The sequence below is a fragment of the Streptomyces sp. NPDC002057 genome (assembly GCF_040296665.1).
Classification (GTDB): domain Bacteria; phylum Actinomycetota; class Actinomycetes; order Streptomycetales; family Streptomycetaceae; genus Streptomyces.
Genome location: NZ_JBEOXR010000029.1, coordinates 1 through 14615 on the forward strand (window position 1 = coordinate 1; position 14615 = coordinate 14615).

The 14615-nt window shown below is 74.1% G+C and carries 14 protein-coding genes; 5 read left to right on the forward strand and 9 right to left on the reverse strand.

The window, feature by feature from the left end; genetic code table 11:
- Positions 1–74: 74 nt before the first annotated feature.
- The gene (locus ABT129_RS22140) at positions 75–596 is read right to left on the reverse strand and encodes a hypothetical protein (RefSeq protein WP_351904131.1); all 522 of its coding nucleotides are present in this window, start codon (positions 594–596) and stop codon (positions 75–77) included.
- A gap of 570 nt (positions 597–1166) precedes the next feature.
- Between ABT129_RS22140 and ABT129_RS22145 the strand changes: the two genes are divergently transcribed.
- Positions 1167–1826 carry a class F sortase gene (locus ABT129_RS22145; RefSeq protein WP_351904134.1) on the forward strand — a complete coding sequence of 220 codons (660 nt, stop codon included), beginning with the start codon at positions 1167–1169 and terminating at the stop codon, positions 1824–1826.
- A gap of 64 nt (positions 1827–1890) precedes the next feature.
- Here ABT129_RS22145 and ABT129_RS22150 read toward each other — a convergent pair whose 3' ends face one another.
- The gene (locus ABT129_RS22150) at positions 1891–2745 is read right to left on the reverse strand and encodes a polysaccharide deacetylase family protein (RefSeq protein WP_351904137.1); all 855 of its coding nucleotides are present in this window, start codon (positions 2743–2745) and stop codon (positions 1891–1893) included.
- 139 nt (positions 2746–2884) lie between these two features.
- On the reverse strand, positions 2885–4087 hold the full coding sequence (locus ABT129_RS22155; RefSeq protein ID WP_351904140.1) for a CapA family protein: 1203 nt from the start codon (positions 4085–4087) through the stop codon (positions 2885–2887).
- Positions 4088–4345: 258 nt separating this feature from the next.
- On the opposite strand from ABT129_RS22155, the gene ABT129_RS22160 reads away from it, so the two are divergent.
- The 3 genes from ABT129_RS22160 (at position 4346) to ABT129_RS22170 (ending at position 6116) form a co-directional block, all read left to right on the forward strand.
- The gene (locus ABT129_RS22160; RefSeq protein ID WP_351904143.1) at positions 4346–4903 is read left to right on the forward strand and encodes a sigma-70 family RNA polymerase sigma factor; all 558 of its coding nucleotides are present in this window, start codon (positions 4346–4348) and stop codon (positions 4901–4903) included.
- 4 nt (positions 4904–4907) lie between these two features.
- Positions 4908–5321: a PaaI family thioesterase gene (locus ABT129_RS22165; protein ID WP_351904146.1), complete on the forward strand. Its 414-nt coding sequence runs from the start codon at positions 4908–4910 to the stop codon at positions 5319–5321.
- Positions 5322–5612: 291 nt separating this feature from the next.
- Positions 5613–6116: a hypothetical protein gene (locus ABT129_RS22170; RefSeq protein ID WP_351904149.1), complete on the forward strand. Its 504-nt coding sequence runs from the start codon at positions 5613–5615 to the stop codon at positions 6114–6116.
- 16 nt (positions 6117–6132) lie between these two features.
- Here ABT129_RS22170 and ABT129_RS22175 read toward each other — a convergent pair whose 3' ends face one another.
- The 5 genes from ABT129_RS22175 to ABT129_RS22195 all read right to left on the reverse strand — a co-directional run bounded on the left by ABT129_RS22175 (position 6133) and on the right by ABT129_RS22195 (position 11537).
- The gene (locus ABT129_RS22175; protein WP_351904152.1) at positions 6133–7341 is read right to left on the reverse strand and encodes a sensor histidine kinase; all 1209 of its coding nucleotides are present in this window, start codon (positions 7339–7341) and stop codon (positions 6133–6135) included.
- On the reverse strand, positions 7338–9131 hold the full coding sequence (locus tag ABT129_RS22180) for a sodium/solute symporter (protein WP_351904155.1): 1794 nt from the start codon (positions 9129–9131) through the stop codon (positions 7338–7340). Before ABT129_RS22180 ends, ABT129_RS22175 begins: the two co-directional genes overlap by 4 nt.
- 87 nt (positions 9132–9218) lie before the next feature.
- The gene (locus ABT129_RS22185) at positions 9219–9632 is read right to left on the reverse strand and encodes a hypothetical protein (RefSeq protein ID WP_351904352.1); all 414 of its coding nucleotides are present in this window, start codon (positions 9630–9632) and stop codon (positions 9219–9221) included.
- 115 nt (positions 9633–9747) lie between these two features.
- Positions 9748–10500: a LytR/AlgR family response regulator transcription factor gene (locus tag ABT129_RS22190; protein ID WP_351904158.1), complete on the reverse strand. Its 753-nt coding sequence runs from the start codon at positions 10498–10500 to the stop codon at positions 9748–9750.
- 164 nt (positions 10501–10664) lie between these two features.
- A complete protein-coding gene (locus tag ABT129_RS22195) occupies positions 10665–11537 on the reverse strand; it encodes an Fpg/Nei family DNA glycosylase (protein WP_351904161.1) in 873 nt (290 codons plus the stop codon).
- Between the two features lie 248 nt (positions 11538–11785).
- Here ABT129_RS22195 and ABT129_RS22200 point away from each other — a divergent pair, with 248 nt between their 5' ends.
- Positions 11786–12796, forward strand: coding sequence for a quinone oxidoreductase family protein (locus ABT129_RS22200; RefSeq protein ID WP_351904164.1), 1011 nt, complete (start codon positions 11786–11788; stop codon positions 12794–12796).
- A gap of 82 nt (positions 12797–12878) precedes the next feature.
- Here the strand turns inward: ABT129_RS22200 and ABT129_RS22205 are convergent, their stop codons facing one another.
- Complete coding sequence (locus ABT129_RS22205; RefSeq protein ID WP_351904167.1) at positions 12879–14339, reverse strand: wax ester/triacylglycerol synthase family O-acyltransferase; 1461 nt, start codon at positions 14337–14339, stop codon at positions 12879–12881.
- Between the last annotated feature and the right edge of the window lie 276 nt (positions 14340–14615).

Below are 14615 nucleotides of genomic sequence, written 5' to 3' on the forward strand. Positions count from 1 at the left end.
CACCAGCGAGGCGACGTACGCGCGGCAGCTCGGGGAGCGCGCGGGGGAGGACGCCGACCAGGAGGTTCGGCCGGTCAGACCCCCGCACCGGTCACACGGCGGCGGCGGACGATGAAGAGACCGCCACCGAGCGCGGCCGCGGCGACGAGGCTGCCGCCGACGGCCATCTCGGTGGAGCTGGGCGCCAGCGAGCCACCGAGACCGCCCTGCGCACCCCGGCCCGGGAGGACCCGGAACGGCTGCGTGACCACGGAGTTGTTCCCGTTGCACCTCACGGCCAGGTTGTAGTTGCCGGGAGTGGCGTGGTTGTAGACACGGGCGACGGCGGTGGAGACCCCGTTGTTGTTACCCGACAGGGTGGTCTCCGGGAAGGCGTTGGACGTGACCGTGCCGCCGCGGTTGCAGCCCCTGGCGGTGATCGTGAGCGTCGACCCGGGGTGGACCTCGTAGGGGTTGACGGTGACGTCGCTCGGGCCGTTGTTCGAGCCACCGCTGAGGACGTTGCCCGGCGTGTAGGTGGCGGCGGCGAGAGGGGCCGAGAGCCCGACCGCCGCGATCGCGGTGGCGGTCACCGCCAGAGTGCGTGCAGCACGCATGGTTGAACCTCCAGTGGAAGACGCCCCAAAGCGGTGCTCCGGGAGTTTCGACGAGTACGCCTTCCATGACGAACCATCACAAGTCGGGGCGCGCTGTGCATGTCGGCACTGGTCCACCCCGGTGAGGCGACACGCCCGGATCGAGCCCCTCGCGGACGACAGAGCCGCAGGTCAGAGCCGACTGGGCCGCTTATCTGACGAATACTCGGATGGGTCAGCCCTCCGTCACCCGCCTGCCCCCGGCCCGCCCTCCGCCTGTCGGCGGCGGGGACCTCCGCACACCCTCACCCGGGCCGCCGGAGGAGCCTCGAAGGAACCGCGAAGGAGCCATCCGGAAGGCACCGGAGGAGCCGCGAAGGAGCCATCGGCAAGGCCACCGGAGGAGCCTCGAACGAGCCGCGCTCCCCCACGTCCCGGACCCGTGCCGAAGACGCTCCCCGGACCCGTCGACGACACTCCCCCGCGGCCGCCGACACCCGTCCGGCAGCGGTCCCCACCCGTTCGCGCCGTCCGGCGCGACGGTCCGCCGGACCGCACTTACCGTTCTGACGACGCCACGAAGGGAGAACCATGCCCCCGAAGGACTTCCGCGTCCTCGCCCGCAGGAGACGCCGACCCTGGGGCGTCCTGGCCCTCGCCATGCTGTCCGGGATCGCGATGATGCGCAACGGAGTCGACATCGCACAGGGGCCTCCGCAGCCCGCCGCGGCGGCCCGGCCGGTGGCGCGCCCCGTCGCCCCGCCGCCCGGGTCCGTCGAGGGTCTGGAGCCGCTGACCTTCGCTCCCGCCTCCCGGATCAAGATCCCGGCGATCCGGGTCGCGGCCCCGATCATGGACGTGGGCCTGGACCCGGACGGCTGGGTGGCGGCCCCTCCGCCCCAGGACGCCAACCTCGCCGGCTGGTACCAGAACGGCATCTCCCCGGGCCAGCGCGGCACCGCCGTGGTCGTCGGCCATGTCGACAACGAGCAGGGCCCGGCGGTCTTCTACGGCCTGGGGTCCCTGGAGAAGGGCCAGCACGTCGAGGTCGAGCGGTACGACGGCCGGGTCGCGATCTTCGAGATCTACGGGGTCGAGGTGTACGCGAAGGACAACTTCCCGGGCGTGCAGGTCTACGCCGACACCGGTGAGCCCGAACTGCGGGTCATCACCTGCGGCGGCGGCTACACGCGCGCGCGTGGCTACGACGGGAACGTCGTCGTGTACGCGCGCCTGGTCGGCTCCCGGTAGGCGTCGGGACAGGCGAAGGGCCCCGGCACACGAGGTGCCGGGGCCCTTCGCCGTACCGCGACGGTCAGCGCCGGGGCACGGTGATCTGGTAGCCGGCGTCGAGGAGTTCGGGGAGATAGCGGCGGAGCGCGGCCACGCTCTGGGCACGGTCGCCGCCGGCGTCGTGGGAGAGGACGACGGCCCCGGGGGCCGCGCCGTCGAGGACCCGCCGGACGATGGTGTCGGTGCCGGGCTCCTTCCAGTCGAGGGTGTCCACGGTCCAGGCGAGCGGTTCCATGCCGAGTTCGGCGCCGATCTCGAAGGAGTGCCGGTTCCAGGCCCCGTAGGGGGCCCGGTACCAGAGCGGCGCCGTTCCCAGGGTCCGCTCGATCACCTCGCTGGTGGAGCCGAGTTCGTCGCGGATGAGGGAGGGCCGCAGCTTGGGGACGAGGGGATGGGACCAGGTGTGGTTGCCGACGACGTGCCCGTCCGCGGCCATCTCCCGCAGCAGGTCGGGGTTCTCGACGGCCATCTCGCCGCAGACGAAGAACATCGCCCGGCAGTCGTGACGGCGCAGGGTCTCCAGGATGGCCGGGGTGTAGCGGGGGTCGGGGCCGTCGTCGAAGCTCAGCACGAGGGAGCGGCCGACGCCGGACATGCTGAGGAAGGGGCGCTGCCGGACCGGTGGCACGGCGCGCCGGAAGGCCGGGGGCGCGTACGCGGTCATCGGCTGGAGCCGGTACGCGGAGGGGCGCAGCCGTGCGGCCTGGGCCTGGGGGCCCGCGGCGGGTCCCGCTCCGGTGCCGCCCCCGTGGGGCGGGGCCGGGGGTGTGGTGGCCCCGTCGGGCGCGGTGAGCCGGTCCGCCGCGAGGACTCCGACGGTGGCGGTGGCCCCGAGGGCGGCGGCGAGCCTCAGCACCGCCCGGCGCCCACTGGTCATCTGATCCTTTTTCATGACCAATGGTTCGTACGGATGAGGGTCCGGGTGGCTCATCGACACCGGCCGCCCGTCCGAAAGCACCCGATGAGCCGATAGCGCCGGCCCGGCCCTCCCGTGACCGGCCCTCACGCCCCGCGCGTCATCTGCCCATCACCAGGCCGTCCTCGGCGGCGCCCCGGCTCATGACCACCTTCCGGATCGTGTCGCGGATCTCGGCGTGGCGCGGGTCGGAGGCGTCGGCGGCGCCGAGGTTGACCACCCGGCCGCGGCCGGTGTCGAACCACTGGGGGACGAACTCGGCCTTGGCGACCTCCCAGCGTCCCCCGGGATTCCGGGGCGGGTTGAAGGTGAAGCGGCCGATGCTGCCCTGGTTGCCTCGGGGGTCGAGGACACCCTCGTGGTTGATCATGTCCCCGGCGATCTGGTCGCCCATCCCGTAGACGATCCAGGTGCCGTTGACCTTCTCGTACGCCTGCGGCACGTGTGCGTGGGTGCCGACGATCAGGTCGATGTCGGGGCGGCCGCCGCTGCGCGAGGCGGTGAGCGCGCGGCCGAGCGAGAGCTGCCGCTCGTCGGGTTCGGTCTGCCACTCGCTGCCCCAGTGGACGCTGACCACGACCACGTCGGCGCCGGCCGCGCGGGCCGCGCGGGCGTCGGCGATCACCTTCCGCTCGTCGAGCAGCCGGACCGCCCAGGGCTGCCCCTCGGGCATGGGGTAGCCGTTGGTGTCGTAGGTGTAGGCGAGCTGCGCCACGGTGGCACCGCCGGCCTTGAGCAGCGTGGGCCTGCGCGCCTCCTCGGCGGTACGGGCCGATCCGGCGTGACGGACACCGGCGCGGTCGAGTGCGTCGAGGGTGCGGCCGAGGCCCTCGGCGCCGTCGTCGAGGGTGTGGTTGGAGGCGGTGGAGCAGGAGTCGTAGCCGGTGGCCCCGAGCGCGGCGGCGACCTCGGGCGGCGACTTGAAGGCCGGGTAGCCGGTGTAGGGCCCGCCGTCCCTCCCGTACACGGTCTCCATGTGGCAGAGGGCCACGTCGGCTCCGGAGACGACGGACTTCACGCCGGAGAACATGGGCGCGAAGTCATAGCCGTCGCCGCCCGCGTCCTGGGCCGCCCTGCGGATGATCGAGTCGTGCGGGAGGACGTCGCCGGAGGCGACGAGGGTGAATCCGGCGGGCGCGGAGGCGCCACCGGGCGCGGCGGACGGGGCGGCGGTGCGCCCCGCCGTGCCCTGGGGGGTGGGGGTGCCGACCGCCGGTGCGCCCCCGTCGCCGCAGCCGGTCGCCGCCGCGAGCAGGACGGCGGCGAGCGCCACCGCCCCCGCGGGTCTCGTGCGTGAGGTCATGGCGGCACTCCCCCTATTAATGGGATGAACATCTGTTCTGACGAATTGATCTCCTGGGAAAGCCGCAGTCAAGGGTCAAGGCCGCAGAGAGTCACCAACCCCGCTGAAACGGACGCAGCGACTCCGGGTGACCGTTCGGCGTACCACTCGCCGCTCGGTGCGACCGTTCGTCGCACACCGATGTCCGTTCCCTGTCCCTCGCCGTCCGGATGCGTTCCGATACGCCCCGGACGACGAGCCGCAGGAGAGGCGGGAAGCATGACGACGGCGACCACCGACGAACGGACCCTGGAGCAGCTGCAGCGGGACCACGGCCCCGCGCTGCTCTCCTTCCTGCTCGGGCTCACCTACGGGGACCGCCAGCGGGCCGAGGACCTCGCGCAGGAGACCCTGGTACGGGCCTGGCTCCACCCCGAGGCCTTCGACCGCCCCTACGAGTCGATGCGCCCCTGGCTCTTCACCGTGGCCCGCCGCATCGCCATCGACGCCCGGCGCTCACGGCTGGCGCGGCCCGCCGAGATCGGGGACGGCGTCCTCGCGGTGACGCCCGACCCCGCCGACGCCACCACCTCGGCCGAAGCGGCGCTCGACGTCCGGGCGGCCGTCCGCGAGCTGAGCCCCGAGCACCGCGCGGTCCTCGTCCGGCTCTACTTCCACGGCCTCACCGTCAACGAGGCCGCCGTCGAACTCGGCATCCCCGCCGGCACCGTCAAGTCCCGCTCGCACTACGCGCTGCGGCAGCTCGGCCGGTCGCTGCCCGGCTACCGGCCGCGCCGCGCGGGCGTTGCCCGGCCCCGCGTCGCGGCCCCACAATGACGCGGTGACGCTGACACTCGCCGCCGCCGGACAGGTCCTCGCCGACAACTTCGCCCCCTGGGTGCTCGATCTCGGACTCACCGTCGAGTCGGTCGACGGCCAGGAGGCCGTGCTCCGCCTCCCGTGGTCGGACCGGCTCGCCCGGGAGGGCGGGGGCCTCTCCGGTCAGGCCCTGATGGCCGCCGCCGACACGGCGACGGTCGTCGCGGTCGCCGCGGCCCGGGGCGGTTTCGTCCCGATGACCACCGTCCAGCAGTCCATCAGCTTCCAGCGGGCGGTCGTCGGCGCGGACGTCCTCGTGCGCGCCCGGCTCACCAAGGCGGGCAGGCGGATGGCCTTCGCCGACATCACCATGACGGCCGAGGGCACGGAGGAGGTCGCCGCCCACGCGACCGCGGTGTACGCACTGCTCGGCTGAGGCTCCGCGCGCCCGTCCCGCTCCCGGAGACGCTTCCTCCCGGAGACGCTTCTCCTGGAGAGGCCTTCCCGAGACATCCCTTCCCGAGACATCCCTTCCCGAGACGCCTCCTCCGCCCCGTACGCCTCCCGTGACACCGGGAATCCCACCGGCACCTATCCGGCCGGGAAACGTATCCGAAACCACACGGGCGAGTTGAGCAAAGCGGGACCCATGGACGCCCCCGACGGAGGAAGCTCTCCCCGGGTCCCACACGTCCGGGTCCCCGATGTCCGGGAGAAGGTGGGAGCGTTGCGCCCCGAGAGCACGAACGGCGCCGGCGGCACGAGCGGCGGCGGACTCGCCGTCCCGATGGCCTGGCTGTGCGCCGAGTACCTGGCCGACGAGGTCCTGCGGGCCGCCGCCCTCGTGGCGCCCGGGTCACTGGAGTACCGGGCGGGCCTCCAGGCCCTCGCCCTCACCGTCCACCTCTCCGGGGAGCCCGACGGGCCCGCGGACGGGTGGGCCGCCGGGCGGGTCGACGAGTGGCTGGGCCACACGGCCTACGACCGGCCCTGGCCGCCCTGGGTCGAGGAGCGGCTCGCGGCACGGCGCGCGAGCGGTGGCGCCGGTCCCGATCTGGCCCTCGCGGTGACCGCGTGGCGGCGGCTGCGGGACACCTGGATGCGCGCCACGGACCTCGACGGCCGGGCGGACGACGACACCGGGTCCCCGGTCGACGAGGAGGAGCAGATCTGGCTGCCCGCCTGGCGGCTCGGTCTGCCGCTCGCCCATCTCTCGCTGCACCTGCGCTGACCGGTTCCGCTCTCCGTCAGGGTGCCGAACGGTGCACTCCCTGACGGTACTTGGGGATGCGCACCGTCACCTTCATCCCCGCGCCGACCCCGGTCTCGATGACGAGCCCGTACTCCGCCCCGTACACCTGCCGCAGCCGCTCGTCCACATTGGAGAGGCCGATGCCGGAGCCGGCGGGGTGCTCGCCGCGCAGGACGGCGCGGAGCAGCTCGGGCTCCATGCCGATGCCGTCGTCCTCGACGGTCACGACGGCCTCCGCGCCCGCGTCCCGGGCCGCGATCGTGACCCGGCAGCCCCGCTCGCGGTCCTCCAGGCCGTGCTTCACCGCGTTCTCCACGAGGGGTTGGAGGCAGAGGAAGGGCAGGGTCACCGGCAGCACCTCGGGGGCGATCTGCAGGGTCACCTTGAGCCGGTCCCCGAAGCGCGCTCCGGCGAGCGCCAAGTACTGCTCGATGGAGCGCAGTTCGTCGGCGAGCTGGGCGAACTCTCCGTGCCTGCGGAAGGAGTAGCGGGTGAAGTCGGCGAATTCGAGGAGGAGTTCCCTGGCCTGCTCCGGGTCCGTGCGGACGAACGAGGCGATGGCGGCGAGGGAGTTGAAGATGAAGTGCGGGGAGATCTGGGCACGCAGCGCCCGGATCTCGGCCTCCACGATCCGGGTGCGGGAGCGGTCCAGCTCGGCCAGCTCCAGCTGTACGGAGGCCCAGCGGGCCACCTCGGTCGCGGCCCGCACCAGGACGGCCGACTCCCGCGATCCGTAGGCGACGAGCGCGCCGAGCACCCCGTCCTCCCCCGCGAGGGGGGCGATCACCGCCCAGCGCAACGGGCAGGCCGGGTCGGCGCACCCGGTGTGCGCGGACCGGCTGCGGCCGGTCTCAAGCGTCTCGGCCACCTGCTCCGGGACGTGCGCGCGGTGGTGTTCCTCACCCGGTCCGTCCCAGGCGAGGACGGCGCCCCGGTCGGTCAGGCAGAGGGCCTCGGTGCCCAGCAGCGAGCGGAGGGTGCCGGCCGCCCTGCGCGCGGTCTCCTCGGTGAGTCCGGCGCGCAGCGGCGGGGCGGCGAGCGAGGCCGTGTGCAGGGTGTGGAAGGTGGCCCGCTCGACGGGTGTGCCCAGGTCGGGGTCGGCGTCGCGCCCGGCGCGCCGGGCGGCGAGCCGCCCCAGGACGAAGCCCACCGCGAGCAGGACGGCCCCGGCGGCGGCCGCGGCGGCGAGGGCGATGCCGCTCATCGGCGTACCTCCTGGACGGGTCCGGGACCGGCGGCCCCGCCCGGCCCGCCGGTCGCCTCCGAGGAGGTGATCTCCTCCGGCAGATGCAGACGGGCGAGGAGCGCCGGGGTGCCGGGCGGGACCCGGCGGGGCGTCGCGAGCGAGACCAGGACCATGCTGAGGAAGCCGAGCGGCACCGACCAGACGGCCGGCCAGGCCATCAGGGTGTGCGGCCAGCCCCCGGGGGCGAGTCCGGCCCGGGTCGCCATCACGGCCGCGAGGGCGGAGCCGCCGCCGAGCAGCAGCCCGGCCATGGCGCCGGGCGGGGTGAGCCGCCGCCACCAGATGCCCAGGACGAGCAGCGGGCAGAAGGAGGACGCCGAGACGGCGAAGGCGAGGCCGACGGCGTCGGCGACCGGGACCTTCGACGCGAACACCCCGACGGCGAGCGGGACGGCGGTGGCGAGCAGGGTCCCGAGGCGGAAGTGCCGTACGCCCCGGGAGGGCAGCACGTCCTGGGTGAGGACGCCGGCGACCGACATGGTGAGCCCGGAGGCGGTGGAGAGGAAGGCCGCGAAGGCGCCGCCCGCGAGGAGCGCCCCCAGGAGGTCGCCGAGGAGTCCGCCGATGATGCGGTCGGGCAGGACGAGCACGGCGGCGTCGGCGGAGCCGGTGAGGGCGAGTTCGGGGGCGTAGATCCGGCCGAGGGCGCCGTAGAGCGGCGGCAGCAGGTAGAAGGCGCCGACCAGGCCGAGCACCACGAGGGTGGTCCGGCGAGCGGCCCGGCCGTGCGGGCTGGTGTAGAAGCGGACGGCGACGTGCGGCAGGCCCATCGTGCCGAGGAAGGTCGCCAGGATCAGTCCGTACGTGGCGTACAGCTGGTGTCCGTCACGGCCCCCGGCCAGGGGCTGGGACCAGCCGAGGGGGTCGGTCCCGTCGGACACCTCCTCGGCCGGGCCCCTCCCGCTCCGCTCGGGCAGCGCCGCCCCCGGGGCGAAGGCGAGTGTGGTGCCGCCGAGGACGTGGTGGGTGCCGGGCGCGAGGGTCACGGTCCCGCCGTCGTACCGGACGGAGTCGACGCTGCCGGTGACGGTCAGGGTGAGGGGTTCGTCGAGCCCGACGCGCACGGAGTCGGCGACCGTGACGACGGTGTGGCCGCGCAGCGCGGCGGGAGCGTCGAAGCGGGCCCTCGGCGCACCGTCCCCGTACCAGGCGGCGAGCAGGAAGAGGACGGGGACGAGCAGCGCGGTGAGCTTCAGCCAGTACTGGAAGGCCTGCACGAAGGTGATGCTGCGCATCCCGCCCGCGGCGACCGTCCCCGTGACGACGACGGCGACGAGCAGTCCGCCGACCCAGTCGGGGGCGCCGGTGAGGATCTCCAGGGTGAGGCCGGCGCCCTGGAGTTGCGGCAGCAGGTACAGCCAGCCGATGCCGACGACGAAGAGACTGGCGAGCTTGCGGGCCCCCGGGGATTCGAGCCGCGCCTCCGCGAAGTCCGAGAGGGTGTACGCCCCGGAGCGGCGCAGGGGGGCGGCGACGAGGACGAGCAGGACGAGGTAGCCGGCGGTGTAGCCGACCGGGTACCAGAGCATGGCGGGGCCCTGGACGAGGACGAGCCCCGCGATGCCCAGGAAGGAGGCGGCGGAGAGGTACTCGCCGCTGATCGCGGCGGCGTTGAGGCCGGGCCGGACGGTGCGCGAGGCGACGTAGAAGTCGGAGGTGGTACGGGAGATCCGCAGCCCGAGGGCGCCGATGAGGACGGTGGCGAGGACGACGGCCGTGACGGCGGCGACGGCGTAGGTCTGGTTCACGCGTACACCGCGCGGGACACGTGCGCGGGCGCACCGCCGAGGGCTCGGCCCGGGGCGCGTGTGGAGGGTTCGTTCATGCGGGGCGCGTCACCGTTCGACGAGGCCGGTGAAGTCGCGCTCGTTGCGTTCGGCGCGGCGCACGTACCAGAGGGCCGTCGCCCAGACGACGGGGTAGACCCCGACGCCGAGGGCGGCCCAGACCAGGGCCTCGGGTGCGGGCAGGGCCAGGAGCAGCGGCAGCGGGCCGACGAGGAGGGCGAGCGCCCCGAGGGCGGTGAGGGCGGCGCGCAGCTGGCTGCGCATCAGGGAGCGTACGTAGGTGTGGCCGAGCGTGGTCTGCTCGTCGATCTCGGAGCGGGCCGGCGGATGGACGGCGCGCCGCCGGGCGGGCCCCGGCGCGGCCCCGGCGCCGTGGGCGGAGGCGTACGTGACGGTCTCGCGGCGGGGTCTGCGCGGGGGGTCCACCCGGCCGGAGGCCGGGAGAGGGTGCTGCTCGGGCATCGGCGTCCGCTCCGGCATGTCTCGACTCCCCTTGAGGCGGCGGCCCTCGGGGCCCGGGACGCGTGGAGTCTACGCAGGTGGGAGCACCTGCGATAGGGGGTGGCCGGGGAGGCGCTCAGCCCCCGGCGCGGCGCATGAGCAGGTCCCGCAGGGTGCGGGCGTGGCGTCGGCTGACCGCCAGGTCGGTGTCGCCGACGCGGACCGAGGTGGCGCCGCCGTCGAGCCGGAGCTCGTCGATCCGGGCGAGGGCCACGAGATGGCTGCGGTGGATGCGGACGAAGCCCCGGGCGGCCCACCGCTCCTCCAGGGTGGAGAGCGGGATGCGGACGAGGTGGCTGCCGTGGTCGGTGTGGAGGCGGGCGTAGTCGCCGTGGGCCTCCACGTAGGCGATGTCGTCGACGGAGACGAAGCGGGTGATCCCGCCGAGCTCCACGGGGATCTGTTCGGGTGCGGCGGGCGCGGCCGGGGCGGTGGTGGCGTGCACCAGGTCGTGGACCCGGCGGACGGCCTCGGCGAGCCGCTCGCGGCGGACGGGCTTGAGGACGTAGTCGACGGCCTTCAGGTCGAAGGCCTGGAGCGCGAAGCCCTCGTGGGCGGTGACGAAGACGACGAGCGGCGGGCGGGCGAAGCCGGCGAGCAGCCGGGCGACGTCGAGCCCGGTGAGGCCGGGCATGTGGATGTCGAGGAAGACGACGTCGATCGCCTCGTCGCCGTCGGGCCCGGTCTCCAGGGCGCGCCCGATCCGGCGGAGGGCGGCGGTGGCGTCGCCGGCCCCCTCGGCGGTGCGGACGCGGGGGTCGGCGCGCAGCAGGTAGAGCAGCTCCCCGAGGGCGGGTGCCTCGTCGTCGACGGCCAGTACGCGCAGCATGCGGCGGAGTGTAACGGGAGGCGGCGGGGCCTCCCGGGTGCGGAGGCCTGCGTGAGGAACTTCGACAGACGGCGGCCGGCGAGGGGCTTCCCCCCGGTGTGGAGGCCCACTTGAGGAACTTCCACGGACGACGGCGGCGAGCGGCTTCCTCCCGCTGCCGAGGCCTACTTGAGGAACTTCGACAGACGGCGGTCGGCGAGGGGCTTTCCGCCGGTCTGGCAGGTGGGGCAGTACTGGAGGGAGGAGTCGCTGAAGGAGACCTCGCGGATGGTGTCCCCGCACACCGGGCAGGGTTCGCCGGTGCGGCCGTGGACGCGCAGGCCGCTCTTCTTCTCGGCCTTGAGCTTGCCGGCGGCGAGTCCCCGGGAGCGGTCGACGGCCTCGTGGAGGGTGGTCCGCATCGCCGTGTACAGGTCGGCGGTCTCCTCCGGGGTGAGGTTCTGGGTGGGTTTGAACGGGGACATCCTCGCGACGTGCAGGATCTCGTCGCTGTACGCGTTGCCGATGCCGGCGATGAGGCTCTGGTCGCGCAGGGCGCCCTTGATCTGGCGCCGCTCGCCGGCGAGCAGGGCGGCGAACTCCTCGGGGCCGAAGTCCTCGGCGAGCGGATCGGGGCCGAGCCGTGCGACGCCCGGCACCTCCTGGGGGTCGCGCACCAGGTGGACCGCGAGCCGTTTGGTGGTGCCCGCCTCGGTGAGGTCGAAGCCGTCGCCGCCGGTGAGCGCGGTACGCAGGGCCAGCGGGCCCTTGCCGGGCTTGGGCGGTCCCGAGGGCAGGGGGTCGTGCCAGCGGAGCCAGCCCGCGCGGGCCAGGTGGAAGAGGAGGTGGAGCTCGCCCGCGGGTCCCGAGGTGGTGAGGTCGAGGAACTTGCCGTGCCGTCCCACGGCGGTGACCTCGGCGCCCTCGACGGCGTTCAGGGGCGGGTCGTACGTCTTGAGGACGCTGATCGCGACGGGCAGCACGCGGGCGATCTCCTTGCCCACCAGGTGCGTGTCGAGGAACGCGCGGAGCGATTCCACCTCGGGGAGTTCGGGCATGGTCCCACCCTGCCCGACGAGGGACGGGGCCGCCCGCCGGACACGGCCTGGGTGTGTATTGCCTCGTCAGGTCGGGGACGCGGCTCGCGGGTGGCCCGCCCGCGCCTTGACGTCGTCGGTCTCCTGTCCAGGACCCGGGTGCGGAGCAGGCGTCTCAGCTCTCGGCGGGGGCGGCGGGCTGGTCGGCTCGCCGGGAATCGGATCGCCGTCAACGGGGTTGGTGGGGGATGAAACGATATTGGAGGGTCATGCGAGCGATTCAGGTGTACGAAGTGGGCGGTCCCGAGGTGCTGCGGGAGGCCGAGGTGGAGCAGCCGCGGCCGGGTCCGGGCGAGGCGGTCGTGGAGGTCGCCGCGTCCGGGGTCAACTTCCTCGACGTCTACCACCGCGAAGGCCGGTACAGCCTCCCGCTGCCCTTCACCCCGGGCGCCGAGGGCGCCGGCACGGTCGTCGACGTCGGACCCGGCGTCGCCGACGTCGCGGTCGGGGACCGGGTCGGTTGGGTGGAGATTCCCGGCACGTATGCCGAGCGGGCCGTCGTGGACTCCTCCCGGCTGGTGCCGCTGCCCGACGACATCGGCTTCGAGACAGCCGCCGCCGTGCTCCTCCAGGGCATGACCGCGCACTACCTCATCAAGGACGCCTACCCGGTCCAGGGGGGCGACACGGTGCTCGTGCACGCGGCCGCTGGTGGCATGGGGCTGCTCTTGACCCAGCTCATCACCCATCTCGGCGGCAGGGTGATCGGCACGACGTCGACCACCGCGAAGGCCGAGCTGGCGAAGCGCGCCGGGGCCGCCGAGGTGATCCTTTCCTCCGCGGTCGACGATCTCGCAGCCGAGGTGAGGCGGCTCAACGGCGGTCAGGGACTGCCGGTTGTCTTCGACGGCGTCGGCGCGCACACCTTCGACGCGAGCCTCGCCAGCCTGCGAACCCGCGGCCATCTCGTGCTCTTCGGCGCGGCGAGTGGTGCCGTGCCGCCGTTCGATCCGATTCGGCTGGCCCACGGCGGTTCGCTGACCCTGATCCGGCCCAGCCTCGGGGACTTCATCGCCGATCGGTCCGAACTGCTCCGACGGGCCGCCGATGTGTTCGAGTGGGTGCGCTCCAAGGCGCTTGAGGTCACCGTGACGGGCCGCTACGCGCTGTCCGAGGCCGCCCGGGCCCACAGCGATCTGGAGGCTCGGCGTACCACCGGCAAGCTGCTCGTCGTACCCGGTGCGGCCGCTGTGGGACGCCGCGAGGAGACGCGGAGCTGATCGCGGGTGACGAGGTCGGGGATCGTGGAGACCGAGATGTCGAGGGCATGACCGGCCGTCATCGCCGGGATCCCTGACCGCGTCAGGCACTCGGCGTCGCGTCCCTCTCGTCCGTCGTGGGCTCCCCTGGGTCCGTCGTCGGGTCAGTCCGCGCCGCCGGGTCGACCGGGTCCGGCCGGTCCACCGGGTCCGCCGGGTGCGGCAGGACCGGCGGGTCGAGCAGGTCGAGTTCGGCCGTGAGCGCGGCGGCCAGCGCGTCGAGGTCCGGGACCGCCTCGCCGTCGGCGACGAGACCGATGTGGACCTGGCCGCCGTACGGGGACATGGCGACGGCGAGGGACTGGCCGCGGGCCAGCGGGGCCATCGGGTAGAGGGCGCGCAGCGGGGCGCCGCCGAGGGAGAGCGCCGAGCGCGGCAGCGGCACCTGGGTGACCAGGACGTCGAAGAGGAGCCGGGCGGCGCCGGAGGCGAGGGGGGCGCCGAAGCGATGGGCGAGCGGGGGAAGTTGGTCGGCGAGGAGGGCGACGGCTCCCGCCCCCCGGAAGGGACCGGCCGCCTTGTTGCGGTCCATGGAACGCCGGACCGCGGCGAGCCGGGCGGCCGGGTCGGCCTCGGTGACGGGCAGGTCGAGGAGGTATCCGGAGAGGCTGTTGCCGGGCCCGGCCGGGGCGCCGGGGCGGCGGCGGGAGACGGGGACGAGCGCCCGGGGGTCGGCTCCGGGGAAGGGCAGGCCGCGCCCGTCGAACCAGCGGCGGAGCGCTCCGGCGACGATCGCGAGGAGGACGTCGTTGGAGGTGCCGCCGGTGGTGCGCCGGATCCTCTGGACCCGGTCGAGGGGGAGGGTGACCGTGGCGACCCGGCGGGTCCCGCTGGACTCGGCGGCGAGCGCCGCGGTGGGGCGTCCGTCGAGGCGGCTGGCGCGGACGACGGAGGCGCCGACCTCGACGGCCCGGCCGAGGTCGCCGATCCGGTCCCTGGCCATGCCGAGGAGCCGTCCGGGGCCGGGGAGCCAGGAGCGCGGGGGCACGGGGCGGGGCCGTCCGGCGGGTCGGCGGCCCGCCGCGATCTCGTCGAAGATCCCGGCGCCGATGGCGACGGCCCGCATGCCGTCGGCGAGGGCGTGGTGGAGTTTGACGAGGACGGCGAAGGAGCCGTCGGGCGCGCCGCTGAGGAGGTACATCTCCCAGGGCGGCAGGCCGCGGGCGACCGGGCGTTCCATGAGTTCGGCGGCGAGCCGGGCGGTCTCGGCGGGGAAGTCGGCGCCCGGCAGGGTGAGCTCGTGGACGTGGTGGCGCACGTCGAAGTCCGGGTCGGCGCTCCAGGCGGCGCCGCCGACGGGGATCAGGACGTCGCGGACCCGCATCCGGAGCCGGGGGACGGCGGCGGCGCGGCGGGCGAGCAGGCCGAGGACGTCCGGCGGCTCGTGGCCGCCGTCGGTGGGGGCGGGCCCGAAGTGGGCGAGGGCCCCGAGGTGCAGGGGGTGCGCGGTGGATTCGAGGTGCCAGAAGGCCAGGTCAAGCGGTGCCAGTAGCTCGCTGCTCACGGGGGTCCTCACGTCCTGCACGAAAAGCTGGAAGAACGAAGTCAATCGCGTACAGACAGTTACGGTCAAGTACGATCAGTTCACGCTCAGTTAACAGAGCCGTCCGACCGGCTCGGCCGACGGTTCAGTTCTCCACGGTGGAATCATCGGCTCGACCCAGCCGTGGTGAGGCCATCGGCTCGACCCGTCCGTGGGGAACACATCGGCTCGACCCGCCCGTGGTGAAGACATCGGCTCGGCCCCGCCCGTGGTGAAGTCATCGGTTCAGCCTCCATG

What these genes read in the sequence shown, in the direction of transcription:
- ABT129_RS22140 (WP_351904131.1), bottom strand. Translation starts at nt 596, where the DNA reads ATGCGTGCTGCACGCACTCTGGCGGTGACCGCCACCGCGATCGCGGCG.
- ABT129_RS22145 (WP_351904134.1), top strand. Translation starts at nt 1,167, where the DNA reads ATGCCCCCGAAGGACTTCCGCGTCCTCGCCCGCAGGAGACGCCGACCC.
- ABT129_RS22150 (WP_351904137.1), bottom strand. Translation starts at nt 2,745, where the DNA reads ATGACCAGTGGGCGCCGGGCGGTGCTGAGGCTCGCCGCCGCCCTCGGG.
- ABT129_RS22155 (WP_351904140.1), bottom strand. Translation starts at nt 4,087, where the DNA reads ATGACCTCACGCACGAGACCCGCGGGGGCGGTGGCGCTCGCCGCCGTC.
- ABT129_RS22160 (WP_351904143.1), top strand. Translation starts at nt 4,346, where the DNA reads ATGACGACGGCGACCACCGACGAACGGACCCTGGAGCAGCTGCAGCGG.
- ABT129_RS22175 (WP_351904152.1), bottom strand. Translation starts at nt 7,341, where the DNA reads ATGAGCGGCATCGCCCTCGCCGCCGCGGCCGCCGCCGGGGCCGTCCTG.
- ABT129_RS22185 (WP_351904352.1), bottom strand. Translation starts at nt 9,632, where the DNA reads ATGCCCGAGCAGCACCCTCTCCCGGCCTCCGGCCGGGTGGACCCCCCG.
- ABT129_RS22190 (WP_351904158.1), bottom strand. Translation starts at nt 10,500, where the DNA reads ATGCTGCGCGTACTGGCCGTCGACGACGAGGCACCCGCCCTCGGGGAG.
- ABT129_RS22195 (WP_351904161.1), bottom strand. Translation starts at nt 11,537, where the DNA reads ATGCCCGAACTCCCCGAGGTGGAATCGCTCCGCGCGTTCCTCGACACG.
- ABT129_RS22200 (WP_351904164.1), top strand. Translation starts at nt 11,786, where the DNA reads ATGCGAGCGATTCAGGTGTACGAAGTGGGCGGTCCCGAGGTGCTGCGG.